Raw genomic sequence first — 23165 nt, forward strand, 5'->3', positions numbered from 1 at the left:
CATTGCTCACAATAAAAAGAATTCAGATTTCGGCCGCTCTGGGGCGACACGAATTAATGCAGACTAATACGCAAGGCCGCAGCCGTCGCAAACGGCGACAAGGTTGCGCTCACGGCCAGCATTGCGCCCAGAATCGCCAGATAACCCCCGATCGGTAATCCCATGCTGGCCGCATCAATCGCTGCGCTGGCAAAAATCAAAACCGGTATCGATAACGGCAACACCAGCAGACTGAGTAACACCCCACCGCGTCGTAGTCCGACCGTCAATCCGGTGCCAATCGCACCCAGAAAGCTCAGCGTTGGGGTGCCAAGTAACAGCGTCAGCGCCATCGCGCGCCAGCCAGAGAAATCCAGCGAGAGTAATAAGGCGGCCAGCGGCGATAATAAAATTAAAGGCAGGCCGGTAATTAACCAGTGAGCAATCACTTTGCCCAGCACAGTAAGCGGCAGCGGCGTTGGCAGCAGGAGTAATTGCTCAAGCGAACCATCAAGAAAATCATCGCGGAACAGCCGCTCAAGCGCCAGCAGCGAGGCCAGTAAGGCAGCAACCCATGCTACGCCCGGCGCAATACGCGCCAGCTGTTGCGGCTCTGGTCCAATACCTAATGGAAACAGCGTGATAACAATCAGGAAAAACCACAGCGGATTAATTACCTCAGCGCCGCTGCGGAAGGCGATTTTTAATTCGCGCTGAATGACCCGGCCTAACATCAAGCCCACTCCGAAGTAAGGCGAATTTTACGCACGCGATCCCGATTACCGGGGAGATCCTGATGCGTGGTGAGAATCACCGCACCACCGTTATCGGCATGAGCAGCGAAACGCGCCATTAATTTTTCCACGCCACCTTTATCAATGGCGGTAAGCGGTTCGTCGAGGATCCACACCGATGCCGGGCTGAGCCACAGTCGGGCCAGTGCCACGCGTCGCTGCTGCCCTGCGGAGAGTTGCGCTACCGGCACCTCTTCAAACCCCAGTAAATCAACCTGTTCAAGGGCATCAAAGATCGCGTCTTCATTGCTGCTACCGTGCCAGAAATGCAGATTCTCTAATGGAGAAAGTACCGATTTCACGCCAGGATGATGGCCGAGATACAGCAGGTTTTGTTGCCATATTTCGCGCTGCTGGCGGATTGGCTGTGTTTGCCACAGTACTTCACCTTCTTCCGCGCGGCTTAATCCGGCCAGCAAGCGCAGCAGTGACGTTTTGCCAGCCCCGTTCGGCCCTTCGATTTGCACAATGTCGCGCGGTTGCACCCGGAAGCTCAATCCGTGAAACAAGGTTCGCTCATCACGAACGCATGAGAGATTAATGACTTCGAGCATAAGAAGGGAGAATCACGGCAATTAATGAGGCGGGGATAATACCACAATGAATCTGTGGGCCGAAGCCTGTGAGCCCGTCACCCCTTACCCCAAATGAGGTATTCATGCGCATCAGATCAATGAATCGCTCAAAAATCCATCTCAGTTAAAACTTCGTTACTCTTATTTTGAATCTTCGTAACAAAATACCCTTGCTAAAACCAACTACGCTTATTACGCATTGGCATTATCACCAGGGGAAAACATGAAACATTCACCATCGATTTCAAACAGTGACAACGATGTAGAGAGTGATGAAAAAGATCAAGGCAAGGAGATTGAAGTCGATGAAGATGCTCTGCCTTCGCAGGCCGCAGCGATTCATGAAGAGATTCGCCAGGATGGGGAAAAAGAGTTAGAACGCGATGGTATGGCGCTGCTGTGGTCTGCCGTGGCCGCGGGATTGTCGATGAGCGCATCCTTGATGGCAAAAGGCATTTTTCAGGTCCATTTGAAAGGCGTACCCGGCGCATTTTTACTGGAGAACCTGGGATATACCTTTGGTTTTGTCATCGTGATAATGGCGCGTCAGCAGCTGTTTACCGAGAACACCGTAACTGCCGTTTTACCCGTGATGCACAAACCCACCGGCAGCAACTTTGCTCTGCTGTTGCGCCTGTGGGGCGTGGTGCTGGTCGGCAATTTAATCGGTACCGCATTGGGCGCATTAGCCTTCAATCATATGCCGATTTTTGACGATGCTACCCGCCAGGCCTTTACCGCTATCAGTGAAAAAGTGATGGTAAACCCACCAAGCGAAATGTTCGCTAATGCGGTGATTTCCGGCTGGATTATCGCCACCATGGTATGGATGTTCCCCTATGCGGGCGCGGCAAAAATTGTGGTAATTGTCATGATGACCTGGCTGGTTGCGCTCGGAGACTTAGCGCATATCGTGGTGGGCTCCGTTGAGGTGCTGTATCTGGTGTTTGCCGGTACGCTGCCCTGGTATGAATTCTTTTGGCCTTTTGCGCTGCCCACGCTGCTCGGCAATATCACCGGCGGTACGCTTATTTTTGCTTTGATCAGCCATGCGCAGATTCGTAATGACATGAGTGAAGCGGCAAAAGCGAAAGCGCGTGCGGAACAGAAGCGGAAAGAGAAGCAAAAACAGGTGTGAGGTTGGCCTTATATTGTTGATAGATTGAGCGATCAACCTTCGCGTAGTTAAAATTAACCGCGTGGTGCGTTATACTGCGCGCCCGGCGTCTCCTTAGTTAAATGGATATGGTGATACTTATAAAAATATCCTTTAATAACAACAATATAAACAAGACAACCCTAAAAAAAGGTACTCGTTTTTGTACACAAAAACAATTCGTTTACCATGATGAAAATTTCAGATTAAAGTTATGGCTATCGAGATATGCTTATGATTTATATGTAATTTTATAGCTTCGGGGTGGCTATTGCGCTTTGCAATCAAAACACTAATGGTGTTGCACCCCTTTTAGTAGCAAGCTATAGTTACCTTGCTGCATCAACAAGTATGCATAGCGAATTTTTAAGTTAACCTTACTAGGAGTGAGCATGATTATGAAATTTCGATTCTCAGATGAGCATCCGGATTTCTAAATTAAGCTTTTAGGTCCGGACACCGGAAAGGGCGTTTAACGCCCTTTTTCAATGGAAGTTCTAAAGATGGATTACTTTTCTTCTTTCTCTCTAACGCAACATCCCACAATTTCTGTATTGTTAAACTTTAGTTTTTTAGTTTTGATTATCTTGGGAGGAGCCCTTTTAGGAAGCAACCTCAGGCGTGGTAAGATATACCTTTCTGATACTGCAGAAACTAAAAACCTGAAAATATTAAGCTCACACTCCATTGGCATTGGATCAGCATTTATTTGCCTGCCTTTTATAGCTTCATTTCTCCACCTTAATTATGAATCAATCATGTTACCTATTAAGGATAAGTCCGCATCTGTATTTATAGAGCAAATGTTTATGCTGATTTCTCTTTCTGGCATTGCGTCATATTTAGGATATGGACTTTTAGACAACATTGCTAATAAAGTCCTGCAAAGTGAAGTTAAAGTATTAAACGAAGAAAATAAAGAAAACAAGCATGACATAGGTTCACTGCAAGAAGAGAATAAAGAACTTAAACAAAGAGATTTAGAATTCAGAATTGACTTGCTTTACATGAAAGCAAAAGATGCAGTTGAAGCGGCACAAAGATTCAGCCAGAAAATCCCGCTCACACATGAAGATGAACTTGCTGCACAAAAAAAATATGAAGATTCAATTGGATTTATCAATGATGGTTTGAAGCTTATTGATAAAAAAAGCAACTATAAAATGTACGATAAATTTTTAGTATTAAAAGCTTTTGTACTTAAACGAGTTAATGATGTTAAAGGTGCCCTAGAAATAATTAAAGAGTTAATTAAAAAGGATAATAGCAACCCAATTCTGATTTATAACTTAGCTTGTTACATGCTGATTTGCAAAGAATATGCAGATATTAAAGAAATAAAAGATTTGATTACAAAAGCATTAACAGTCGCGACCAAAGATCGTTCTCATGAAACATTGCAGAAGAAGCTAATTGAAAAGGTTTTATCCAAAATAGACAGTGATATAAAAGATCTATTTAATGATGCGGAACTTGAACACATTAGAACTTTAATAAAAAATTAACAGTCTCTTACTTATTGATAATGATTATTTTTTAATTAGTTTTAATGAGCCCGACTTATGATGCCGGGCTTTATTGTTAATCATTTGTAATTGCCTTACTCATGAATCGTAGTAACCTCATGCTTCACTACTACTAAAACCTACACATCCTTAAAGATAACATCTATTGGTAAAGCGTCATTTCTGGCGATATTATGTCGAGGGAAAATCATGTACGAGATGACGCAGCATTACATGATTAAAAGTTTGTTATGTTATTGATTTTATTTATAAAAAATAGGTTTTACTGAGCTTATTTGATACTAAATGTCACACGCATCAATCCTATATAGATCAAAGGTTTGATTTTAGTTTTGCAGAATGGATTTGCCGCTTCGCTAGCGTTTATTCAGGTCCGCTCTATTATCAAATTGTCACTTCTACTTCCCTGTAAAGTTGACCTGCTCTCATTGGAAATGTTTGGCATAGGATTGTGCCTAGCCCGGTCAGCCACCACTACCGGGCTTTTTATTTCAAGCCTAGCTTTCGGAAGCTTCCTCCGATTGCTTCCTTAGAAGCTCAGCTGCATCAAGTGAAAATGCCTTTACCTGCAGATCGTTAGACGATGCTGCAATCCTCTCAAGCTCATACAATATGTTTGCATGATTAATCTCTCCGCCTCTGGCTGTGATCTCAATGACAGCAACTCCAATGGCGCACCCAATCATCCCTGCTCTATGTGATCTGATGTCTTTCATACTGAATTTGATGATGTAAATTTGGCTTAAAATAAAAATAGATCGAAACGGCAAACTTTCAAATTGGCGAGCCATCCTGTTCGTGTATTGCAGTCACCTCATGCGTCACCACTCCCACAACAGCCACATCCTCAAGCAGATCATCTTCCAGCGTCAGGCCGTCATCCGTAATAATCCGGCTAGGGTGCAGATAAGCGTGCCCCCATTCATAGAGGCCTGACATATCGAGCAGAACAGTATCGCCGTTCTGTGGCCGCCGCTTCTCATCGATGACACAGCTGCGCCCTTTCCACTCCACCAGATAGCAGCTCTTGCTGGTCGGGATTAGGTGCTGCAGTGGCTGAAGCATAAACGTTACTTCGCCACGGGCAGGTCTGACAGTCTGGTTGTGTATGCCGGCGACAACATTTCGCGCTTCATCTCCCAGGATTTCTGGATACCCTGTCCTGCAAACCATAATTTCCCCTTCCCGCTCTGGTTGAGACCGTCAACGACACGCATCAGTGATTCGCTGTTGGCCTGTGGTTTGAATTCGTCAAAGAGATTGAGCTGAGAGACACCCTGGCTGTAAAAGTCTCCCAACATCACGCCTGCTTTCATATACCGGCACCCGTCGCGCCAGATATGGTCGAGTCCCTGCATGGCAACACGAATAATCTCTCTCGTGTCGTTTGTTGGGGTAAGGAGCCTGCCCATGGCCTGATTGCCATAGAACACTTCGCCTTCAGCGTGCGGGCTGGTTCGTACGAACACCGCTACCTGACTACAATACTGCCGCTCCCTTCTCAGCTTTTCGGCAGCGCGCTCTGCATATGAGCAAACCGCCTGCCTCATGTCTTCGTATTCAGTGATGCGGGTGCCAAACGAACGTGAGCAGACTATCTGTTGCTTAGTCGGCGCGAACTCTTCCAATTCGAGACAGGGCTCGCCGCGCAGCTCCCGGATGGTTCTTTCCATTACGACAGTGAAATTATCGCGCATCAGCTTGATGGGGCTGTTAGCCAAGTCCAAGGCTGTATTGATGCCCATAATTTTTAAACGTTTGGCGATCCGCCTTCCCACGCCCCAAACATCCTCAACGTCTATCAGCGCCATGAGCTTGCGCTGGCGCTCAACGTCCGACAGGTCAAGCACGCCGCCGGTCTTTGTCCACTTTTTAGCAGCATGGTTAGCCAGCTTAGCCAGTGTCTTTGTCTGTGCTATGCCAACGCCAACAGTGAGATGCGCCTCCTGTTTTATTCGCGCCCTCACCTTTCGTCCAAGCGCATCGAAAGACTGCAGCTTGTCCAGCCCGGTAACGTCCATGAACGCCTCATCAATCGAATAGACTTCCACCGACGGTGCCATATCTTCGAGTATGGTCATCACGCGATTGCTCATGTCCGCGTACAGCGCATAGTTGCTGCTGAACACATGAATCTTGTGGCGTCGGATATCGTCCTTTAGCTTGAAGTAAGGCGCTCCCATCGGGATTTTCAACGCTTTCACTTCAGCGCTACGGGCGATGACGCAGCCGTCATTGTTACTCAGCACCAGAACCGGCTTGCCGCGCAGGTCTGGTCGAAACACCGTCTCGCAGCTGGCGTAAAATGAGTTCACGTCAACGAGCGCAAACATCACATGCCGCCATTTGGATTGAACACCTGAAACGTGCGCTCATCGCCATCTGCGGTTGAGATGTCGCGGAACGTCGTGGTGTGCATCTCGATCCAGCTATTGGCTGACCGGAGAGTGTAATGCCAGTTGAGCCGCTCCAGTTCGCAGACAAAGTCTAGCGTGCTGATAGTGAAGCGGCCTGATGCATCTCGTTTCATAGCCTGCTTAAAGGCCATCATGATTTCATAATCGCGGGGCATGGTCATCTCCCTCCCTGATAGATACTGTATATAAATACAGTAATATTGATCGGTGGAATTGATCAAGGCGCAGCGGGAGAGGTTTTTGTAAAGCGGTTGGTGGATAACGATTTTTATTTTTCTGATTGCTCGTTTTTTGACAACGTGGGCGGGAATTCTACGATTAGATAGCAACACATGGTTGCCATTACAAAGGATGTGATTGTATGAAAAGAGTTTTTGGCGGGATTATTATCATTGCCAGTCTGATGGCTTTATCAGGATGCTATCACTCTGAGCGGCCTATCGGGCCCGACGGGCGCCCTAACGTTCAAACTGAGCAGCCATTGCCTAACGGCCCAATGAGCAAGGGACCCGTTGGTCAGCCACAGGCATAAGCAGCAGGCTTTTATCAGTGCTTGCTGACCCCAAAGAGATACATGGCCAGCTCAGCTACACAGCTCCGGTCGATATCTTCGTACATAGCGGCCAGATATTCGACCAGAGAGTCATTCGTGATTGGCAGGCCTTCCTCAAGCATATCCATAACGGCCTGCCCAATAACATTGCGCACGGCATCTAAGGCGAGGTCACAAACTTCAATGTCCATGCTTCCTCCTGTGGTGGAGGTTTTACCGTACTCCTGATTCAGGGGAATGGGATAAGAAACGGCTCAAATTTGAACGAACTTGATGGTCACTGTCTAGCATATGATTAATTCAAATGTTTCTAACAGCAAATCTGTTCCAGTAGATTATTATTCTTTCGTAACACACAGCAAGCGTGTTGCGTACGACATGACTTAGCCTTAGAAGTTTTAGCCCGCACACGCGGGCATTTTTTAATGGCTATATGGAAAACTATAAGCTACTGACTATTATTAACTTGTCTCAATTTCTTCTCGAGACAGCTCTCAACCTGCTGGAAGTGTTAGGCATTAATTTTTTGCCGCCCGGGACCACTGCTCCGGGCTTTTTTATGCTCGAAATCCGCACAGTATCTACAATTAAGAATCAACATCTCATTGAGGAATACCCAATGAACCTATCGCCCAAGGGTGTGACAATACTCAATGTGCTGGCACTCATCCTTCTGATACTGGGACTGGCTTGGTATAAGCACTGGTTCTAGACTGAACTATCCGCAGCCTGCTCAGATCGGCGCGGTCTACCTCTGCCCCGTCGCCGGGGCTTTTTTCGGCCTGCGTTTCTTTAAACTAGCTTTTCACTCTGTTAAGATTTAGTAAGCAAACACAAGGGATTGAGATGGGAACTTACAGGCTTATTTTAGCTATTTTGGTTGTGACATCACATGGCGGCTTGAGAGTGTTTGGGTATAACCAGGGAGCTGCTGCTGTTGTATCTTTTTTCATTATCAGCGGATACGTAACTAGTATTCTGGTTGAAAAGTACTATAACAACCCTCAAAAAATATTACTGTTTTACAGTGATAGGTGCCTTAGGCTCTTCCCTCAGTTTATTTTTTATTTGTTAATCACATTTACCGTGATGTTTTTGACAGGCAATCAACTTATATTAACTAATCCTCTATTAGTTGTTAGTAACTTTTTGATGCTACCGCTAAACTTTTTTGCTCATTATCACAATGAGTGGATTGCTATACCTCAGTCTTGGTCATTAGGTTTAGAGTTACAATTTTATTTATTAGCACCGCTAATAATTATATTTAGGAAAAAAGTTATTACTCATATCTTATCATTATTGGTTTTCACTATAGCCTTTAGCTTAATAATTCAAAATGATTACAATGGATATAGGATGATATGGGGAACACTTCTGTTTTTCATGTCTGGTGTTTTTATTCGCTCAGGCCTTGGCAGAAAGATAATTTTGCTTACTTACACATACTTTACATTTTTACTAATCCTATCATATGTATATGATTCTGGACCAATGCTTGGCAATAGAAACCTAATATTTGGTTACATGATAGGGCTCCCTATTGTCTGCCTGTTAACTAAATTCAATTATCACAAGTATGACGCCATACTTGGTGACATTTCGTATGGCGTATACTTAAATCATTTCTTAATATTTTTCGCTATTTCTGAATTAGCAGTTGACTATAAAAGACCTCAGGTGTTGGCACTTTGCGTTATTGCTTCAATAGTCTGCGGATACGCTTCTTCAGTAATTATTGAGAAAAAAATGGTTAGAGTAAGGCACATGTTAAGAAAAAAGCTGAAGCTAATTAATTAAATGCGGAGGCGGGCTGTTCAGGCCAATCCACTTCACCTTCTGTGTTAACTCTACTTATTAACACTAAATACTTTTTCCAAGAAGTAAGAAGTCTGGATTCATCTTCAGTTGCCATTCCAAGGTCAACAGCATATTGTAAAACGGAAATGTTACTTTCGGCGGAGAGTCTAAGCTCCTGCTTTATGCTGTTATTAATAGATTTATAATCTAAAACTGGCTTGCTAAATTCGCTATCGGAATAACTCCATCCGACTTCGGGCGCGGGAGACAATTTTGATACATCTACCCAAACAATATCTGGGTGGAACATTTCTGATATGTCATTATCTGTTTCAAATATCTCAGCAACGAGATTTTCGTTGATTCTTGCGTACCTTGCCATTATGAATATTCCTCAACCAACACAATGCCTTGAATTCCAGAACGGCTAACAGCACTATTAGCCGCCGCATTACCGCCACCACCACCGCCAGGTGCACCGGGTGAAGGGAAAGATGTTCCTGCCCCATTGGCAGAACGATACCCCCCGCCCCAATAGGATGCACCGCCATCCCCTGAACCACCTGAATAACCGGCACCAGGACCATCACTTCCATAACCACCAGGAAGGTTTATATCTCCGCCAACACCCATACCACCTGCACCACCAGTCCCTGATGCTCCAGGGGCTCCTCCTGTTGCTGAAAGGAGAGTGCTAAAAGATGATGTTCCACCTGTTGATGTTGTCCCTAGACCAACAGTAATCGCATAGCTTGCCAATGAGATGTCTAAAAACTTAATGGCAGTTCCTCCCGCTCCGCCACCAGCACCACGCGCTGCATTTAGAACAAACTCGCCAGACCCTCCAGCACCAGTAACCGTGACTTTAGCTTTCTTAGTTCCATCTGTTGGAATGTAAGTTCCACTCGCGGTAAATACCTTTAAACCAATCAATCTTCCGGACTGAAAACTTTTTTTAAGTGCACTCAATAATTGATTTCGTGTTCCCTTAACTAAGGTAATGCCAGCGACCTCAATTACATTGCAAATCTCTTCCTGAACTGCGTCAAAAAAGTTTTCATCAAGCGCAGTTGGCAGTTCACCAGTTTGCGGGTTACCGCCGGTAAAGCCATTTTTACCCGTGCCAAATTTATCCACCTGAGCGGTAGATGTATCTATACGATGCATAATTACTCCGTGTACAAAAAAATTACATAGGTGTGCGATGGGGCAAGTTTACTGAGGACGCATTCAACAACGGTGTCGCCCCAGGTGCGGATTGAATCAGTGCAGTCACCGATGCATGTCATTGGGTTTATCTGAACAGATGCTGGAATATTCACTCGCCAGTAATAGCGCCATTCGTCGCTGTATAGTGAGTCGGTGCAGACTGAATTACAGGTGAAACTGCTTTTTGGATATCGCGTGATCGTTGCGCCGGTATAACCAAGCGCATCAAGCTGAGCCCGATAAAACGCTTCGTTAATCCCACCCGCGAGATTTATCTTTGCATCAAGCCTCTGGCGGCGCTGCTGCAGCGTCTGTGTGCCTGTGGGTGTGCAGCTGTCAGGCAGCCCCGTAATACCTTCATAGCGGTCAATAAGTTCAGTGACTGATCGCGGGTCAATCTCAAGCATCAGGGCATCGCCGCGAGCGTGAGCCCGCGACAGAACAGGTGCGCAACCTAAAAGCAATGGATCACTGGCATCCCATGCGGGGCCGCGCGGCAACAGCGCCCCCAGCATCTGCTCGTATTGCGCTGTCAGGTCCATGTGAAGTCTCCCACCACGCCTATTTCGCCCTTCGCAATTGGCACTTCATCTGCAGGGCTAACCAGAACATGACTGTATTCACCAGTCGCCAGGCTGATGGCCTCGCTGATTCGGGAGGGTTCAAGGGCGCCCTCTGGCACACCGTCGCGGAGGTTCATGGCTCTTATTTCAGCTTCAACCGCGAGTCTGATTTCTTCAGTATCTGGAGTCAGCCGGATATGGTAATCGACCACTTTCGGCGTAGCGGCAAATGCATAAACATCTGCACCGGCTATCGGTGCCAGCGGTTCAATATGTGCCTGCACGGCGGACACAACAGCATCATCCGGGATCGGGTTATAGAGGTCGCTGTTTGCCAGCATGACCCCCACCGTTCCGCGCCCTGACCAGTGCCGGTAAGTCCAGGCACGCGTTACGCCTGAAACCTCTTTTGCCCAGATCTCATAATCGGTGTCTGAGCCACCCTGTGGGGTGTAATACCAGCGCTCAATGACTCTGGCGCGCCACACTTCAAGGTCTTCGATATCGGTGCCGCCCTGAATAGTGTCCGCAACTGCAGCGGATGGCAGTCCAGTTACCGGACTGGTGAGGCGCATGGTAATGCCGTCATCAGTGTTGCCTGTTACGCCTGCGATATCGCAGGTGACTGGCACGCGCAGAACACCGCCTGATGGTGTGGCGCTGGCCGTGGTGGTGAAAGATACCAGGTCATCTCTCTGAATCGTTACGCCTGCAGATATGCCTGCTGTTCCCGTCACGCCATCCCAGCGAACATAGCCAGAAGCGGCAGTGGCGGCTTTTCGCGGGGCGCGCTTCATATTGCCGTGGCGAGTTAGCCAGTCTTCGTCCGAGAGGTCAGGTAGAAGATTCCGGGCAAGATAGTCGATGTAGCCGTAAACGGTGTGCACCGATGCGGCCACCACGCGGCTGTATACCTCTGCATCCGTTCGGCGGAGTTCTGCCAGCGTGGTGTCAGCTTCAAGGCGCGTCAGAATATCGCTGCGTACTGCGGTAATCAGCTGAGGGAGTGTCGGGCGGGAAAAGCCGCTATCAACCATTGAGTTCACTCCATAAATCATCAAATGAAAGCGACAACGTTGTACCGTCGCGTTTGCTTATTACGGTGGAAACTGACATGGCGTTAATGTTCAATCTTGCTGCGGTAACGTCAACGCGCGCTGCAACACCATCAGCCGTCAGCCATTGCAGCGCCTCAGTGATGTATTCGCGCGCTTTTAGAGGAGTCTGGTTGGTCAGTTTTGAGCGTTTTAACAGATAAAGCCGGGAGCCGATTCGGTCATTCTGCACAGTGGGAAACGTGTCGCCCCACCAGCCATTGACCTCTTCAGGGACATCATCTTTCCCTGCCTTTCTCCAGGTGAAGAGCGAGATGACCACAGCGCGAGTTAGCGGGTCATTAATCTCATAAACAGCCTGTTTCTTACCGTTAATCGTGAGGATCATGATCCCCCCATCTGTTGCAAGGTTGCATCTGTTATGCCGCCGCCGTCGCCGTTCTCTTTATGTTTGTGCCCGTTATAAATCACACGCATCTGAGCCATGGAGACGCCGCCAGAATCGCAGTTGTCAGTAATATTTCCGGTGGATTCGATGTCCATTTCGAAACGGGCTTTAGGGGCATTTTTCAGGGTGATTAGTTTCCCGCCACCATCCACAACAATCCCTGTGCGTGTTAGGGTTACCGACTTCTGTTGGTCGTCATAAATGGCAACCTCACCGGACTTTAAGCCTTTCAGCCGATACCGACGGTCCGAGACCACCAGCACAACTCCATGTGAACGATCTCCATCAAAATAGGCTGCAACGGCTTCAGCGCCCTCCTTTGCAGCTGAAGTAAAGCCGTATGGCTCAAGGTGTTCAATATCGCTTTTACCCTCCCCACCAGGCATGCTGATTTCCAGCATCTGGCACTTACTGGCCGTATCGATACCGCGCAATACCGCCCGGGCGAGAATGTTTGAAATTGCGCGGTTCAGCGCATTAAGTGGGCCAGTCATCAGAAATCATCCTCCGCTGCGGCTTTTTTCTTACGCTTGCCGGGCTTGGCAGGCTCTGGAAGGTAAGCGTCTGCGGGGCCAACGCGCAGTTCACTGATAGTGCCGTTTTCATCCTGCTGATAGGTCACTTCGGCGATAACCATTTCCCGGTTATCAAACCCCAGAACGGGATCAAATACGTTCACCAGCATGTTGGGTTGCCACAACTTGCCGTCACCCTGATGCCAGCCCTGTACGGTGTAGGTCACTTCATCAGTTTTGGCGGCGCGCTGGCGCATTTCGAACTCGCTTCGCTCTGCACAGGTTGCTGAAGTGGCATTACCTGTTTGCCTGACCAGTAGCGGCCTGTAACGGGCAATGCCAGTATCTGTTGCCGTGCCCCGAATAGCCGTTGTTGTTGCTTCGCCAAAATCGTCGTTGTTTCCGGCGCGCATGCCTGACACCTGGTAGCTACTGAAACGGTCTTTAATGCTCTGCTCGCTGTCACAGGTCAGGATGTTTTCACCCAGCACCAGCGCTGTAGTGGCCTTGACCGTACCAATGCCGCCAATGACTAAATCACCGGCTGCGTTGTCATAGGCCAGCGCCTGCTGCAGGCCCAGCATCTTATTCAGTACATCCATAACGGATTCGCCCTGATCAGCCTGCACGCCCTGCAGTACGCCCGAAACGCCGCCAGCATCTACAACGTTAATGCTGAAAGGTTTGGCAAGGTCAGATGCAACCTGAACGATTGAACGTCCGTTGTACTGAGAGGGTGAGGCCGAACAATCAACGAGGTCTGCTGTTTTGCTGCGCCCGACAATGCCCATTGAGATGCTGCTAGCGTCATAACGAACGGGTGTTGCTTCCACCCATCCGGTAATGACCAAATCGTCACCGATCAGCACTTCAACCTTATCGGCCTTTTTGATGCGGCTGCGACGACTGACCTGTGATTCATCACCCGGCCATGAGCGGGTGATCTGTACGTTGAAATCCCTTGCGATGCGTTCAATGCCAGCGGCAATGCGGACAGAAGTCCACCCGCCCCACTCATGGCCATTAACGCGAAGAAGTACGGTTGTATTCACTGGACAGGCACTCTCAGGGTTTTAACCGGAACAAAGCCGGGGTGCCGGATGGCATTACGCGCGGTGATGTCATATTCACGCCCGGCATCGTCATACCAGTCAGCAGCAAGCACTACCGCAGGTAAAATTTCGGGCGGGACGCGTTCAACCGTTCTGGAGGTTTGCTCCAGGCGAGCAGTGATATCTTCATTCAGCGCAGTGCGCACCTGTCGCAGGGCTAGGAACAGTCCGTCATCAGTTACGCGGGTCATCTCCTGATCGATAGCGGTATTCAGCGTGTCACGCACTTCGGTTAAATCATCCCAGGACGGAACCGTATCAGTTGCTGTGGAGGTAATTACCCCCACGGCTGCACCATCTTCCAGCACGTCATTCACCGCAGGGTGCGAAACAATGACTGTTGCAGATGGGTGTTCTGCCGCAATCGTTGATGATGAGGATTTCGGAAGGCTCGTTACCGTATTCACCGCCTCGCTGAGCGCTGATGTGCGTATGGCCTGCGCAACGTGATTGCGCTGCTGCGTTCTGGCCTGCGTGCTGGCACTGTCGGTTTTCCATACCCCGCGCGGGGCAAGTCCGGTATCTAAAGTAATGCCACTGAGACCTTTAACCATTGAGATCAGGTCTGTGACATTACCAGTAAGTTTTGTACCGGCTCGCCACATGGTCTGAAGTTGGTTGACGAAATTCATACCGCTTGATGGCGGCATCAGTAATACAGACAAATCACCCTGCATTAGGCGTGAGGCAGCGCTGATGCCAGAGTCAACGTACTGCATGGCATCAGTGACGGTGTTGAACATTTCCGTTGCATCATCCAGCAGACCGTTTTGTGTGAAGTCTGGCAAGCCATCAAGCCCAAACGCCTCAAATGCAGATGACAGGAAATCATCCATCAGCGCTGCTGCGCCCGTAAGCTTCGACCCGGTTGCAATACCGGCTTTAGGGAATGACAACTCGCCCGACTCGATGAAGCTGAAGCTGACGCGGCACATGCGGCCTTCGTCTTTAGTGTGGCTAAAGCGAACTTCATCCGTAACGGTGATGGTCATTTCGCCGTAGAACGGATGCACGAGAGTGCAGCTTCCGGGCTTTTCAACTGCCTCGATCAGTTTGTTGCGCTGCTCAAAATAGTCATCACCGACCAGATAAGCCTGGACGCTAAATTTACGCGTTGCGCGGCCCATGTCTTCAGCCCATGGCTTATCTCGATTAGGGTATTCATGGACCTGAACACGACGGCCGAATGTGGCTTCATCCTCATCGACTTTGAAAGGCACGCCGCGCAGTGAGGCATCCTGCAGATTATCAATCCAGCTCATGCGATCTCCAGGCAATAAAAAACCCGCCGAAGCGGGTTGTGTTTTTGTGTCCTAATCAGTCAGGCATTATGACCTTGCAGTTAATTTCCTTCACACCCGATGTGCCATTTTTATTGACTCCGGCTTTAATTTTACCGTTTTTCATTACTGTCAGGAAAAATTGCCCACCCGGAAGCGTGAACCCAAAGTCATAACCAACTATTAAATCTGAGCTCAGATCGCCATTTTTAAACTTAGCGCCAATCCAGTTAAGCCTTGCATCTGGCCCCGCACCCCCTTTGAAAACATATACCCCCAAACTTTTTCCAAAATCGTAAGTTGCGTGGGTGATAAGAAAGGTTCCACTTGCGGAAGGTGATGGGCACTCTACAACTATCTGCTCGCTAAGTTGGCCTGCTCCGTCAGCTGCCTTTTGGACCTCATTAACGAAGTTAGTCGTAAAGCTGTTGTCTTTAGCTAATGATACTGCGGAAAACAAGGAAAGAATTACTGCTGCGATTTTTTTCATATTCCATCACCAGAGTTAATTAAAAGAGAGAACAATGGGAATCAATTGGAATATTAAATGTTAGTTATTCCCACTGAACCGATTATAACCAACATCATAATTAAGCCAAGGCAATGAATTACCCGCTGGCGCAACGCGCATGCCGGGTGGAGCATTATCGAATGTCACCTTCAGCTCACCCTGCTGTGGGCGTGAAAGCGGGACCGCTGACTGATAGCCTGCACCTCCCTGCTGATTGTTATACCAGCCGCCAGCATTCCATCGGTTCTTCAGGGATTGCCAGAAGGATGTAGTGCCGTCCTTTTCAGTGACTGCATCAGCGATATCATTCAGTTTTTTGAAAATATAAATCGCTACGCCGATGGAAACCGTAAGTGCTCCTAGTGAGGCAATCTGCGCCAGCACGCCGGAAAGTGAAGTTGCTGTTGTAAGCGCGGTTTTCAAAGTGCCGACGGTGCGGATGGTGAATACGCCAGCCATAACGGCACTGACCCCCTCAATCGTGCTTTTCCATCCACCCATCGCTTCAACGACATCATTTACGTCTTGCCATACCGCTTTAACAACCGGACCAACCTGATCCCAGTTGCTTACAATAAGGCTCCCACCCACCACCAGCAGGGAAACCAGCTTGCCCATAGTGGACATCTTCAACACGGTTTCGAACATCTTCACCGCCTTGACGGCAATGCCAACTGCAGAAGCGGTACCAAGCAACGTCAGACCAAACTTAAAGGTGCCACGTACCATTTCGGGGTTAGCTTTGGTGAACTGTCTGAACTGTTCGACCATTGGCTGAACCTTCTGAGTCAGCTTGACGATATCGGGCAGGAACATTTCACCGATAGTGATGCTGGCAGCGTTAAACTGATTTCTCAGCAACTGGACTGAGTTGGCGGTAGTAGCCGCGCGCGACTCATATTCCTTTTGCATTGAGCCCGCATACTGCTGAGCGTCCGCAACGCGATTGAAGTTGGTGCGCAGCAAATCCATATTCGTGAGCAAAGGAGCAATTGCGCCTGCCGATTCACTGCCGAATAGTTGGTTCATGATTGCAGACTGATCTGCCTTCGGTATTTTGGATATACCTTCCAGCACCTTCAGCATTGCACCCTTAGAATCCTTCTGCATAGCCGCTGCCAACTTCTTAGGATTAATTCGGAGCGCTTTAAGTACCTGCTTCTGGGATTTAGTTGCAGCTGCGCCTGAGGTCAGCGCTTTCATAAAGTTTTTGATGCCTGTAGCAGCAATCTCTGGCTCAACACCCATACCAGCAATTGTGGCACCCAATGCCGCAATTTCTCCAGATGCTACGCCTGCAATTTCCCCCAGGGGGCCAATACGGGTGACAATCTCGGATATCTTCGCGGCATTCGCAGGTCCGGTGTTGCCCAGATAGTTAATTTTATCAGCAAGTACTACAACATCAGTTTGAGTTAACCTGAACGCCGTCCTCCATTGCGCCATCATCTGACCTGACTCTTCGGCTGTCTGGTCAAATGCCACGCCCATCTTCACAGCATCGCTGGCGAACTGCATCAGGTCTTTACGCGCGATACCGGACTGACCGCCAGCCGCGACGATCTGTGCAATACCGTTTGCAGCCATTGGCAACTGAGTCGAGAGTTTAAGTACGTCCTCACTCATCTCTTTAAACTGCTGTGGTGTGTCGAAGTTAACGACTTTGCGTACGTCCGCCATCTGCGATTCGAAATCCATCGCCTGGCTGATTGGCACTGCAAACGCTGAGGTCAGCGCGACGCCCATAGCCGCCGCATTGACCATGATATTTTTGGCCTCCTTCTGGAAGCCTTTTAGGTTTTTGCTCATCCCCTTCAGTGGACCAGACAACTGATCCACTGCCGTGATGATCGCCTTCAGCTGAAAACTATCTGCCACGGTTCATTTCCTCAGAGATGCGGACGGCCTCAGCTTCCATTTCAAGAAATTTGCTGAGGCTGACATTTTTTAGCTCAAGCGGATTTATTCGCCAGAAGTGGGCGGTGTTGTAGAGTCGCTTTCTGAACCCTCCGCCGCTTCCGACCCCGTAAAAAAACCAACGATTGTCATTGAAGCCATAAATACATCCTTGAGCGCCAGTTTCGCCGCAGAAGAGCGCGGGATAGCAGCAAGCACCGGGATGTATTTCAGCGTGACGCGGGAATCCAGTTTCATTTCACCGGACTCGTTGTAGCTGAAAGGGATACCGAATTGCTCAACTTCGTCGTAAGTGGGCTCTCGGATTTCCAGCACATGAAGCGTCTCATTTGCCGCCACAATAGGTTTAGTCAGTACCAACTCTTTCACTGGTAGAATCCTTCTGAACCGTGGAATTCAAGGTCAACCGTACCTTCTTCAGCATTGTGGTTGGCCTCACCAAACAACCAGGCTTCGGTCAGGACATACACCTGACCATTAGCCAACTCAGCAGTACCGGTCATGCTGTCGGACTCGGTGATTTTGCTGAGCGGGAAGCCCTTGGGCACTTTAAAGGTGCCTTTAATGTAAGGCGCGCGGTGCGTTTCTTTACGGTCAACAGAACCATCAAGGCCAATGACATCATCATTTACCTTGGTGTTCATCGGCACTTCTATGCCGCCCGTCAGCGACAGCTGAAGCCCGTCGAGTTTGAAATACGTGGTACCAGCAATACGGGACATTATTCGCTCTCCTCGCTGTATTGCAGACGGAACTGATTAACCAGAGCAAACACGCGCAGCTGATTAACGTAGTCAGGCGGGAACAGCACATCAACGCGGTTTGGATTATCCGCGTTGCGCTCCACCACCAGATAGGTTTTGAACAGGTCAAAGTTTTCAACAATGGCTGAACGCTCCATCTGTTTGTAGACCGAGCACATCTCACCTTTGATAACCGCTGGCGTCACCACCGCCTGACCATCACCAAAGCGGGTGCCGTCATTGGCCAGTTTATGGCGCGGGTACTTGGAGGTGATCACGCTCTTCAGTTCTCGCAAGACGTAAGCGCTGGTATGCAGCGTTTCACTGTCCAGATAGCTGTCATCAGCCACGCCGTAGCTGTTCTGCTGATAGGTTGTGATATCGCGCTGAATACGCAGCACACCGCTTTCGGCATAGGCGGTTGCAATACCGTGCGTCAGCAGAGACTGCTGCTCTGAAAGAATGAAGCGGCTCCCTTTCGGTGCCGGCAATGCCCCGGTCAGCTCACCGGTTTGTGTTGGCCGCGCTGGGTCGTTACGGATAAATACCGCGTTGCGTGCGGTACGCATCGCTACCAACTCATCGCAGGCTGTCTGTGTGGCCACTTCATAACCCGCAACGGTGATATGCTGGTTATTCATGGTGTCGCCGAAGGAAACCAGGTCTGACAGTGTGCCTGTTTTCGCAGTGTAGACGTGGCCATAAAGCTGACGCGCATAGCTCCAGCGTCCCGATCCATCATTCATTTCCAGCGCCATGGTGGCGAGAGAAGCCGAATCACTGAACGGTAGACCAATAAAATCAAACGGCTCATCGCCCATGGCAGCAATGGTGTCGGTAAGGTCCGGTGAACCGGTGCCGCCAGAGAGCGCAGTGATGGTCACGGTAATGCCGTCCGGAGTAGTTTCACCGCCCACCGTGCCGTAGTAGTTCAGCATCAGCGGGATGTCATTCCCGGTCAGGCCTTTGTGGCGCGCTTTCACTGCCACTGATCCGTCAGTGACTGTTGCAGTAACAGGCAGACTGGCATTCGCGTTGATAGCAGCTGCCAGCGTGGTGGCAACGTCAGCAGCCTCATCGCCAATCACCACGGCGGCCTGCACACGTTCAACCCCGATATAAAGGCTGAGCGTACCTGACGCCTGAGCTGTGCCTGCAATGACTACCGAGCCTGCTGCCTGCGCACCTGTAGATTCACCCACAGCCAGAATCCACAACTCACCAAATGGATCGATGGCGCGATATCTCTTGACCATACGGTGCAACTGGCTACCGAAGCCGCAGATTTTCCCGGCTAGATCAGCAGAGGGCATGATAGTGAGCGTGTTTTTCACAACAGTTGCCGTGGTCGCCACTGTCCCGATTAGCAGTGCCGGGCTGCTTGAACTCGCGCTGTTTGCCTGGCTGGCATCCATCTCTGCCCAGAACAGCGGCACACGGATATCAGAAGGCACCTGATTAAAGCTGACAGTCATTACTCGCCACCTTGTTTAGTTGCGTCTTTTGCAGAAGCCTTGGTTTCTGCTTTGACTTCCGTAACATCCCCGGCCTTAATACGGCGGAGCCAGTAGGTACTCATTTCGACGTTTCGCCCCTCTTTGGGCAATAGGTCGCCACGGGCAGGATCAGGAACTGACCGCCCGGCAACAGGTTTTAGTTTCATTGGTTACTCGCTGAGGTTGACCCGAAGTTTGTGTTCGATGATGCCGTCTGGTTTCTGGTCTTTGCCGATAAAGTCCACGTCGACATCGATTTCTCTGAAATCATCCAGAGCATTGAGATCGTCATGCTGGCGCGTCATATCTTCTGTGATTTCACGCGTCAGCATGAATTCAAACTGGTAATAGAGTCGTCCACGGTCCATATCCAGAAGCTGACCGCCGGAATAAGCCACCGGGCCCGCGTCTTCATCCGGTTGCCAGCCCAACAGCGCCTTCCAGATTTCACCCCGCACGTCATGCACCGCGTCATAACCTGATGCCTGTCCGCGTTCGTCGCGTGTATTGTCCAGCACAACGACAACTGCAAACCCTTCAGTGACGTTCTGCCAGTAGTCGGTCAGTGACTTTTGCTCGGCGGTGACGTCTTCAGTCGGCACAACGTATGCCGCAGGTAACTTCATTTTCCCGGTTTCAGGAATGGCTTTAAATTCCGCCGCACCAGCCACGTTGCCCGCAAAGCGAGGACATCGCGCGCGAAGCGCAGCTATCACAAGGGATAGCTTCATTTCTTTTTCCTTTCAGGCCTGAGGGAGGTGCGTAGCGCCCTGCTGAGGACGTAACGCGTCCAGCTTTTGCGGGATTCAAGCACCTCAGCCATATAGTTTTTGCGTGGCGCAACACGCCAGCCGTTGCCGCCAGACTTGCCTTTATGGTGGCTTTTACCGCGTTTCGCCCCGCGCCGGACACCGTAAAACAGGAAGGCCGGATAGAAATCGCCTTCAATGAGCCTGTTGCCCTCGCCCCGCTTCTGGTTTGGCGCAATCCGCACCATCAGTCCAGGACGGTTTTTTGATGCACGCGGAACGTAGTAACCGATTGAGCGTGCCAGCCTGCCAGTGAGGTATGCTGGGCTCTCGCCTGGAGATGAACGCCCACGCCGCATCACCATCCGGCGTGCGTCACGCATGTGCACCTGGCCTATTTTTACAAAGGCCTTGCGCATTTTGGCGCGGTTAAAGACAAGCTCTTTCGGCTGTTCGAAATCGACGTGCAGCAGCGGCTTAGCCATACATCTCTCCATCGCGCTCTACCGCGCCCAGCTCCTCGCACTCCATCAGCAGGTAACGGCCAGCGGAGTTGAGATCGCGAAGGCGCTTAACCCGGTAGATATTGCCGCCATAAACGACCTCAAAATCAGAAGTAATGCCCTGTCGAAACCGGATCGTGATGTAGTGGGTGATGATGTCATCAGCCTGAATGGATTCGTGATAAGTCGTAGCGCCTACCTGCCGGACCTTTGCCCACACATCCTTTTCATTCTGATAAACCGGTTCAACACCATAATCGGCCGTCGGCTGATCTATGCGCTGCCGTAAGTGAATGCGCTTATTGAGTTCACCAGGATCGGGCAGCGTGAATACAGCGCTGGTATTTGATGACCGTAACAGCATATCAGTACCCCGACACAGGCAGGCGGCGTGAATAGAGAAGAAACTCAAACGCCTGAGGCGTCTCAGTCATCTCCAGTTCGGACACAGAGCTACGGTGCTCATACCAGTGACTGACCAGCATTAGCAGAGCAAGACGGATATCCTCGGTGATGACAATGCCGTCAGTATCAAGCGGGGCAATGTCGTCCACTGTTTTATAGAGATTTCGGTTAAGGTAGGTCACCGCCTTTGCCTCTGCAGCCAGGGCAAATAATTCCAGCAGCCGATCTTCTTCCGTAAAATCCTTTTCCAGCCGGCATTGCTGTTTAATTTCGTCGAGCGTCAGCAGCATGGCCTGCCCTTATTTTTTGACTTTTTCCTTCGCTTCAGCTGCCGCTTTGGCTTCCGCATCCGCTTTTTCTCTGGCTTCTGCCTCTGCCTGAGCTTTAGCATCAGGTTCGGCTTTTGCTCTGGCTTCAGCTTCAGCTTTTTCCTTAGCTTCAGCTGCCGCTTTCGCTTTGGCGTCATCGTTAGCCACTTCCCGCGCGTAACCTTTTTTCACCAGCTCGCGGCCATGCTGCTCCGTGGTTTCAATCGTGCCGCCTTCAGGAACGACAACGCCATCGTGATAGTTAGGCCGGACAAGAGTCAGTTTCATCGTGCTTTCTCCGTGGAGCGGCCCGCAGGCCGCCGTGATGGGTTACGCGCCAGCCGGAGCAGGAGCGGTGAACGAGCCGTAAATGAAGGCTTCAGGGCGCTTAACTGCAAGCGCCAGACGCTCTTCGCAGCGAATTGAGATCATGTTTTTCTCAAAGTCGTCGGCGTTCTCAGTTGAGATGACCACGTTGGCCTCTTCACGATCAAAGAGCTGCGCGGCAGCATTGAACGCACCGGTCAGGAATTTCCCCTGGAATGCGGCAGTTTCGGTGGCCACAACTGGCAACCCCCAGAGTGTCGGGCCGGTAAGCGCAGCCGGATTTGCCAGGATATAGCGACCCAGCGTGTCTTTGGTCAGCTCGATTTTGGCCCAGTCGATAAAGTGCAAAACGTGGCCCGACGCAGGGAAACGCGCCAGTTGTGCCTGAAGCATCGCCAGACGCAGGTCATCAATACCGCTCTGATTTGCGACTTCGAACGCGGCCTCAAACGCGGTGGCCTGAGGCACAATGCCGTGCAGATGCGCGCCTTCGGTGCCGTCGCCAAAAAGAATCTCCTGCTCTTCGACATACTTCAGGCCGAAGCGCATTTCTGCATCGATGGTTGACTGAAGCTGCGGCATGTCGTCAAGGATTTGCTTCGCGGCTTTGAACATGTGAGCGATAGTGACCACCGGCGTGATTTTGGTGGCAAACTTGATGCCGCTGTACGGCTTGGTCGTGCCCTCAGGCACCACTTTTGCGGCATTGGTAAAGCCTGTCTGCTGCACCCAGAAAATAGCCGGAGATGATGTGCGACCGGGGGCAATCAGATCGCGGATAAACAGGCGCTGTTTTGGCTGCGTATCAATACCCGGCAGACGTTGTGGCTCAACGACACCATCGGCAACGTCCGCTGAAAGCAGCGCGGCATTAACCGGAATGCTCAGGCGGCGGTTGCCCTCAATGCTGGCGGCGAATGCTTTCAGTGCTTCGCTACTGACCACGGTTTGGCCAACGGTTTCTACAACTTTTTTTGCATTCGCCAGCGGCATCTGAGCAACGTGCTGCTCCAGCTCCCCAAGTGAGGCTTTAAGAACTTTTTCGGCTTCACGCAGGGCATTTAATTCAGAAGCCATTTTATCAACTGCGCCTTTCGTTTCAGCTGAGAGTGAACCCGCCTTTTTTGCCTCTTTCAGGGCGTCTTCTGCCTTAGCGCTGAATTTGCCATTAGCTTCTTCAATGCTTGCCGTGACCTTTTTCAGAATCTCATTTACTTCAGACAT

Annotated in this window: 30 protein-coding genes; 3 read left to right on the plus strand and 27 right to left on the minus strand. The window is 49.9% G+C overall.

The genetic code is table 11. The features are described 5' to 3' along the window. Window positions 1-53 precede the first annotated feature (53 nt). Together ccmB and ccmA are read right to left on the minus strand one after the other, a co-directional pair. Complete coding sequence (ccmB, locus tag ACIP6T_RS09620) at window positions 54-713, minus strand: heme exporter protein CcmB (protein ID WP_097096543.1); 660 nt, start codon at window positions 711-713, stop codon at window positions 54-56. Beyond that, window positions 713-1327 carry a cytochrome c biogenesis heme-transporting ATPase CcmA gene (gene ccmA, locus ACIP6T_RS09625; protein WP_400456600.1) on the minus strand — a complete coding sequence of 205 codons (615 nt, stop codon included), beginning with the start codon at window positions 1325-1327 and terminating at the stop codon, window positions 713-715. Before ccmA ends, ccmB begins: the two co-directional genes overlap by 1 nt. A 244-nt stretch (window positions 1328-1571) precedes the next feature. Between ccmA and ACIP6T_RS09630 the strand changes: the two genes are divergently transcribed. After that, window positions 1572-2486 (plus strand): formate/nitrite transporter family protein, encoded by a 915-nt coding sequence (locus tag ACIP6T_RS09630; RefSeq protein WP_400456602.1) that lies wholly within the window; start codon window positions 1572-1574, stop codon window positions 2484-2486. Between the two features lie 521 nt (window positions 2487-3007). Further along, complete coding sequence (locus tag ACIP6T_RS09635) at window positions 3008-4009, plus strand: hypothetical protein (RefSeq protein WP_400456604.1); 1002 nt, start codon at window positions 3008-3010, stop codon at window positions 4007-4009. A gap of 518 nt (window positions 4010-4527) precedes the next feature. Here ACIP6T_RS09635 and ACIP6T_RS09640 read toward each other — a convergent pair. The 5 genes from ACIP6T_RS09640 to ACIP6T_RS09660 all read right to left on the minus strand — a co-directional run bounded on the left by ACIP6T_RS09640 (window position 4528) and on the right by ACIP6T_RS09660 (window position 7191). Next, entirely contained in the window at window positions 4528-4821 is a 294-nt protein-coding gene (locus ACIP6T_RS09640; protein WP_400456606.1) for a hypothetical protein, read from the minus strand. After that, window positions 4805-5095 carry a hypothetical protein gene (locus tag ACIP6T_RS09645; protein ID WP_400456607.1) on the minus strand — a complete coding sequence of 97 codons (291 nt, stop codon included), beginning with the start codon at window positions 5093-5095 and terminating at the stop codon, window positions 4805-4807. Before ACIP6T_RS09645 ends, ACIP6T_RS09640 begins: the two co-directional genes overlap by 17 nt. Before the next feature lie 5 nt (window positions 5096-5100). Next, window positions 5101-6363 (minus strand): translesion error-prone DNA polymerase V subunit UmuC, encoded by a 1263-nt coding sequence (gene umuC / locus ACIP6T_RS09650; protein ID WP_400456609.1) that lies wholly within the window; start codon window positions 6361-6363, stop codon window positions 5101-5103. Then, window positions 6363-6602, minus strand: a complete 240-nt coding sequence (locus tag ACIP6T_RS09655) for a DNA polymerase V (RefSeq protein WP_400456611.1) — start codon at window positions 6600-6602, stop codon at window positions 6363-6365. Before ACIP6T_RS09655 ends, umuC begins: the two co-directional genes overlap by 1 nt. 391 nt (window positions 6603-6993) lie before the next feature. Then, complete coding sequence (locus tag ACIP6T_RS09660; RefSeq protein ID WP_400456613.1) at window positions 6994-7191, minus strand: hypothetical protein; 198 nt, start codon at window positions 7189-7191, stop codon at window positions 6994-6996. 655 nt (window positions 7192-7846) lie between these two features. On the opposite strand from ACIP6T_RS09660, the gene ACIP6T_RS09665 reads away from it, so the two are divergent. Continuing rightward, complete coding sequence (locus ACIP6T_RS09665) at window positions 7847-8800, plus strand: acyltransferase family protein (RefSeq protein ID WP_400456615.1); 954 nt, start codon at window positions 7847-7849, stop codon at window positions 8798-8800. Here the strand turns inward: ACIP6T_RS09665 and ACIP6T_RS09670 are convergent. The 20 genes from ACIP6T_RS09670 to ACIP6T_RS09765 form a co-directional block, all read right to left on the minus strand. Next, window positions 8793-9182 (minus strand): tail fiber assembly protein, encoded by a 390-nt coding sequence (locus ACIP6T_RS09670; protein ID WP_400456617.1) that lies wholly within the window; start codon window positions 9180-9182, stop codon window positions 8793-8795. The genes ACIP6T_RS09665 and ACIP6T_RS09670 overlap by 8 nt on opposite strands. Next, window positions 9182-9967, minus strand: a complete 786-nt coding sequence (locus ACIP6T_RS09675; protein ID WP_400456619.1) for a carbohydrate kinase — start codon at window positions 9965-9967, stop codon at window positions 9182-9184. Before ACIP6T_RS09675 ends, ACIP6T_RS09670 begins: the two co-directional genes overlap by 1 nt. 2 nt (window positions 9968-9969) lie before the next feature. Beyond that, window positions 9970-10551, minus strand: a complete 582-nt coding sequence (locus tag ACIP6T_RS09680; RefSeq protein WP_400456621.1) for a YmfQ family protein — start codon at window positions 10549-10551, stop codon at window positions 9970-9972. After that, complete coding sequence (locus tag ACIP6T_RS09685; protein WP_400456623.1) at window positions 10542-11609, minus strand: baseplate J/gp47 family protein; 1068 nt, start codon at window positions 11607-11609, stop codon at window positions 10542-10544. Before ACIP6T_RS09685 ends, ACIP6T_RS09680 begins: the two co-directional genes overlap by 10 nt. Continuing rightward, window positions 11602-12015 carry a phage GP46 family protein gene (locus tag ACIP6T_RS09690; protein ID WP_400456625.1) on the minus strand — a complete coding sequence of 138 codons (414 nt, stop codon included), beginning with the start codon at window positions 12013-12015 and terminating at the stop codon, window positions 11602-11604. Before ACIP6T_RS09690 ends, ACIP6T_RS09685 begins: the two co-directional genes overlap by 8 nt. Next, the gene (locus ACIP6T_RS09695) at window positions 12012-12569 is read right to left on the minus strand and encodes a phage baseplate assembly protein (protein ID WP_400456627.1); all 558 of its coding nucleotides are present in this window, start codon (window positions 12567-12569) and stop codon (window positions 12012-12014) included. Before ACIP6T_RS09695 ends, ACIP6T_RS09690 begins: the two co-directional genes overlap by 4 nt. Continuing rightward, the gene (locus ACIP6T_RS09700) at window positions 12569-13642 is read right to left on the minus strand and encodes a phage baseplate assembly protein (RefSeq protein ID WP_400456629.1); all 1074 of its coding nucleotides are present in this window, start codon (window positions 13640-13642) and stop codon (window positions 12569-12571) included. Before ACIP6T_RS09700 ends, ACIP6T_RS09695 begins: the two co-directional genes overlap by 1 nt. Then, window positions 13639-14964, minus strand: a complete 1326-nt coding sequence (locus ACIP6T_RS09705) for a DNA circularization protein (RefSeq protein ID WP_400456631.1) — start codon at window positions 14962-14964, stop codon at window positions 13639-13641. The genes ACIP6T_RS09700 and ACIP6T_RS09705 overlap by 4 nt, the downstream gene beginning before the upstream one ends. A 55-nt stretch (window positions 14965-15019) precedes the next feature. Continuing rightward, window positions 15020-15472, minus strand: a complete 453-nt coding sequence (locus ACIP6T_RS09710; RefSeq protein WP_400456634.1) for a hypothetical protein — start codon at window positions 15470-15472, stop codon at window positions 15020-15022. A 60-nt stretch (window positions 15473-15532) separates the two neighbouring features. Beyond that, window positions 15533-17371, minus strand: coding sequence for a phage tail tape measure protein (locus ACIP6T_RS09715; protein ID WP_400456635.1), 1839 nt, complete (start codon window positions 17369-17371; stop codon window positions 15533-15535). A gap of 84 nt (window positions 17372-17455) precedes the next feature. Further along, the gene (locus ACIP6T_RS09720) at window positions 17456-17779 is read right to left on the minus strand and encodes a phage tail assembly protein (RefSeq protein WP_400456637.1); all 324 of its coding nucleotides are present in this window, start codon (window positions 17777-17779) and stop codon (window positions 17456-17458) included. Then, on the minus strand, window positions 17776-18132 hold the full coding sequence (locus ACIP6T_RS09725) for a phage tail tube protein (RefSeq protein WP_039335980.1): 357 nt from the start codon (window positions 18130-18132) through the stop codon (window positions 17776-17778). Before ACIP6T_RS09725 ends, ACIP6T_RS09720 begins: the two co-directional genes overlap by 4 nt. Then, window positions 18132-19628 (minus strand): phage tail sheath subtilisin-like domain-containing protein, encoded by a 1497-nt coding sequence (locus ACIP6T_RS09730; protein ID WP_400456639.1) that lies wholly within the window; start codon window positions 19626-19628, stop codon window positions 18132-18134. The genes ACIP6T_RS09725 and ACIP6T_RS09730 overlap by 1 nt, the downstream gene beginning before the upstream one ends. Continuing rightward, a complete protein-coding gene (locus tag ACIP6T_RS09735; RefSeq protein ID WP_100702694.1) occupies window positions 19628-19816 on the minus strand; it encodes a DUF2635 domain-containing protein in 189 nt (62 codons plus the stop codon). The genes ACIP6T_RS09730 and ACIP6T_RS09735 overlap by 1 nt, the downstream gene beginning before the upstream one ends. 3 nt (window positions 19817-19819) lie before the next feature. Further along, the gene (locus ACIP6T_RS09740) at window positions 19820-20380 is read right to left on the minus strand and encodes a hypothetical protein (protein ID WP_400456641.1); all 561 of its coding nucleotides are present in this window, start codon (window positions 20378-20380) and stop codon (window positions 19820-19822) included. After that, window positions 20377-20883 (minus strand): hypothetical protein, encoded by a 507-nt coding sequence (locus ACIP6T_RS09745; RefSeq protein ID WP_400456644.1) that lies wholly within the window; start codon window positions 20881-20883, stop codon window positions 20377-20379. The genes ACIP6T_RS09740 and ACIP6T_RS09745 overlap by 4 nt, the downstream gene beginning before the upstream one ends. Continuing rightward, window positions 20876-21265: a phage head closure protein gene (locus tag ACIP6T_RS09750; protein WP_400456646.1), complete on the minus strand. Its 390-nt coding sequence runs from the start codon at window positions 21263-21265 to the stop codon at window positions 20876-20878. Before ACIP6T_RS09750 ends, ACIP6T_RS09745 begins: the two co-directional genes overlap by 8 nt. 1 nt (window position 21266) lies before the next feature. Next, the gene (locus tag ACIP6T_RS09755; protein ID WP_400456648.1) at window positions 21267-21596 is read right to left on the minus strand and encodes a head-tail connector protein; all 330 of its coding nucleotides are present in this window, start codon (window positions 21594-21596) and stop codon (window positions 21267-21269) included. Window positions 21597-21605: 9 nt separating this feature from the next. Beyond that, window positions 21606-21902 carry a hypothetical protein gene (locus ACIP6T_RS09760; RefSeq protein ID WP_400456650.1) on the minus strand — a complete coding sequence of 99 codons (297 nt, stop codon included), beginning with the start codon at window positions 21900-21902 and terminating at the stop codon, window positions 21606-21608. A gap of 42 nt (window positions 21903-21944) precedes the next feature. After that, window positions 21945-23165 carry a phage major capsid protein gene (locus ACIP6T_RS09765; protein WP_400456652.1) on the minus strand — a complete coding sequence of 407 codons (1221 nt, stop codon included), beginning with the start codon at window positions 23163-23165 and terminating at the stop codon, window positions 21945-21947.

Source organism: Pantoea sp. NPDC088449, assembly GCF_044753225.1.
Lineage (GTDB): Bacteria > Pseudomonadota > Gammaproteobacteria > Enterobacterales > Enterobacteriaceae > Pantoea > Pantoea floridensis.

Bases quoted from the DNA above. Each gene is read 5' to 3' on its own strand.
- ccmB (WP_097096543.1), bottom strand. From the start codon at position 713: ATGTTAGGCCGGGTCATTCAGCGCGAATTAAAAATCGCCTTCCGCAGC.
- ccmA (WP_400456600.1), bottom strand. From the start codon at position 1,327: ATGCTCGAAGTCATTAATCTCTCATGCGTTCGTGATGAGCGAACCTTG.
- ACIP6T_RS09630 (WP_400456602.1), top strand. From the start codon at position 1,572: ATGAAACATTCACCATCGATTTCAAACAGTGACAACGATGTAGAGAGT.
- ACIP6T_RS09635 (WP_400456604.1), top strand. From the start codon at position 3,008: ATGGATTACTTTTCTTCTTTCTCTCTAACGCAACATCCCACAATTTCT.
- ACIP6T_RS09640 (WP_400456606.1), bottom strand. From the start codon at position 4,821: ATGGCTCGCCAATTTGAAAGTTTGCCGTTTCGATCTATTTTTATTTTA.
- ACIP6T_RS09645 (WP_400456607.1), bottom strand. From the start codon at position 5,095: ATGCTTCAGCCACTGCAGCACCTAATCCCGACCAGCAAGAGCTGCTAT.
- umuC (WP_400456609.1), bottom strand. From the start codon at position 6,363: ATGTTTGCGCTCGTTGACGTGAACTCATTTTACGCCAGCTGCGAGACG.
- ACIP6T_RS09655 (WP_400456611.1), bottom strand. From the start codon at position 6,602: ATGCCCCGCGATTATGAAATCATGATGGCCTTTAAGCAGGCTATGAAA.
- ACIP6T_RS09660 (WP_400456613.1), bottom strand. From the start codon at position 7,191: ATGGACATTGAAGTTTGTGACCTCGCCTTAGATGCCGTGCGCAATGTT.
- ACIP6T_RS09665 (WP_400456615.1), top strand. From the start codon at position 7,847: ATGGGAACTTACAGGCTTATTTTAGCTATTTTGGTTGTGACATCACAT.
- ACIP6T_RS09670 (WP_400456617.1), bottom strand. From the start codon at position 9,182: ATGGCAAGGTACGCAAGAATCAACGAAAATCTCGTTGCTGAGATATTT.
- ACIP6T_RS09675 (WP_400456619.1), bottom strand. From the start codon at position 9,967: ATGCATCGTATAGATACATCTACCGCTCAGGTGGATAAATTTGGCACG.
- ACIP6T_RS09680 (WP_400456621.1), bottom strand. From the start codon at position 10,551: ATGGACCTGACAGCGCAATACGAGCAGATGCTGGGGGCGCTGTTGCCG.
- ACIP6T_RS09685 (WP_400456623.1), bottom strand. From the start codon at position 11,609: ATGGTTGATAGCGGCTTTTCCCGCCCGACACTCCCTCAGCTGATTACC.
- ACIP6T_RS09690 (WP_400456625.1), bottom strand. From the start codon at position 12,015: ATGATCCTCACGATTAACGGTAAGAAACAGGCTGTTTATGAGATTAAT.
- ACIP6T_RS09695 (WP_400456627.1), bottom strand. From the start codon at position 12,569: ATGACTGGCCCACTTAATGCGCTGAACCGCGCAATTTCAAACATTCTC.
- ACIP6T_RS09705 (WP_400456631.1), bottom strand. From the start codon at position 14,964: ATGAGCTGGATTGATAATCTGCAGGATGCCTCACTGCGCGGCGTGCCT.
- ACIP6T_RS09710 (WP_400456634.1), bottom strand. From the start codon at position 15,472: ATGAAAAAAATCGCAGCAGTAATTCTTTCCTTGTTTTCCGCAGTATCA.
- ACIP6T_RS09725 (WP_039335980.1), bottom strand. From the start codon at position 18,132: ATGTCCCGTATTGCTGGTACCACGTATTTCAAACTCGACGGGCTTCAG.
- ACIP6T_RS09730 (WP_400456639.1), bottom strand. From the start codon at position 19,628: ATGACTGTCAGCTTTAATCAGGTGCCTTCTGATATCCGTGTGCCGCTG.
- ACIP6T_RS09735 (WP_100702694.1), bottom strand. From the start codon at position 19,816: ATGAAACTAAAACCTGTTGCCGGGCGGTCAGTTCCTGATCCTGCCCGT.
- ACIP6T_RS09740 (WP_400456641.1), bottom strand. From the start codon at position 20,380: ATGAAGCTATCCCTTGTGATAGCTGCGCTTCGCGCGCGATGTCCTCGC.
- ACIP6T_RS09745 (WP_400456644.1), bottom strand. From the start codon at position 20,883: ATGGCTAAGCCGCTGCTGCACGTCGATTTCGAACAGCCGAAAGAGCTT.
- ACIP6T_RS09750 (WP_400456646.1), bottom strand. From the start codon at position 21,265: ATGCTGTTACGGTCATCAAATACCAGCGCTGTATTCACGCTGCCCGAT.
- ACIP6T_RS09755 (WP_400456648.1), bottom strand. From the start codon at position 21,596: ATGCTGCTGACGCTCGACGAAATTAAACAGCAATGCCGGCTGGAAAAG.
- ACIP6T_RS09760 (WP_400456650.1), bottom strand. From the start codon at position 21,902: ATGAAACTGACTCTTGTCCGGCCTAACTATCACGATGGCGTTGTCGTT.
- ACIP6T_RS09765 (WP_400456652.1), bottom strand. From the start codon at position 23,165: ATGTCTGAAGTAAATGAGATTCTGAAAAAGGTCACGGCAAGCATTGAA.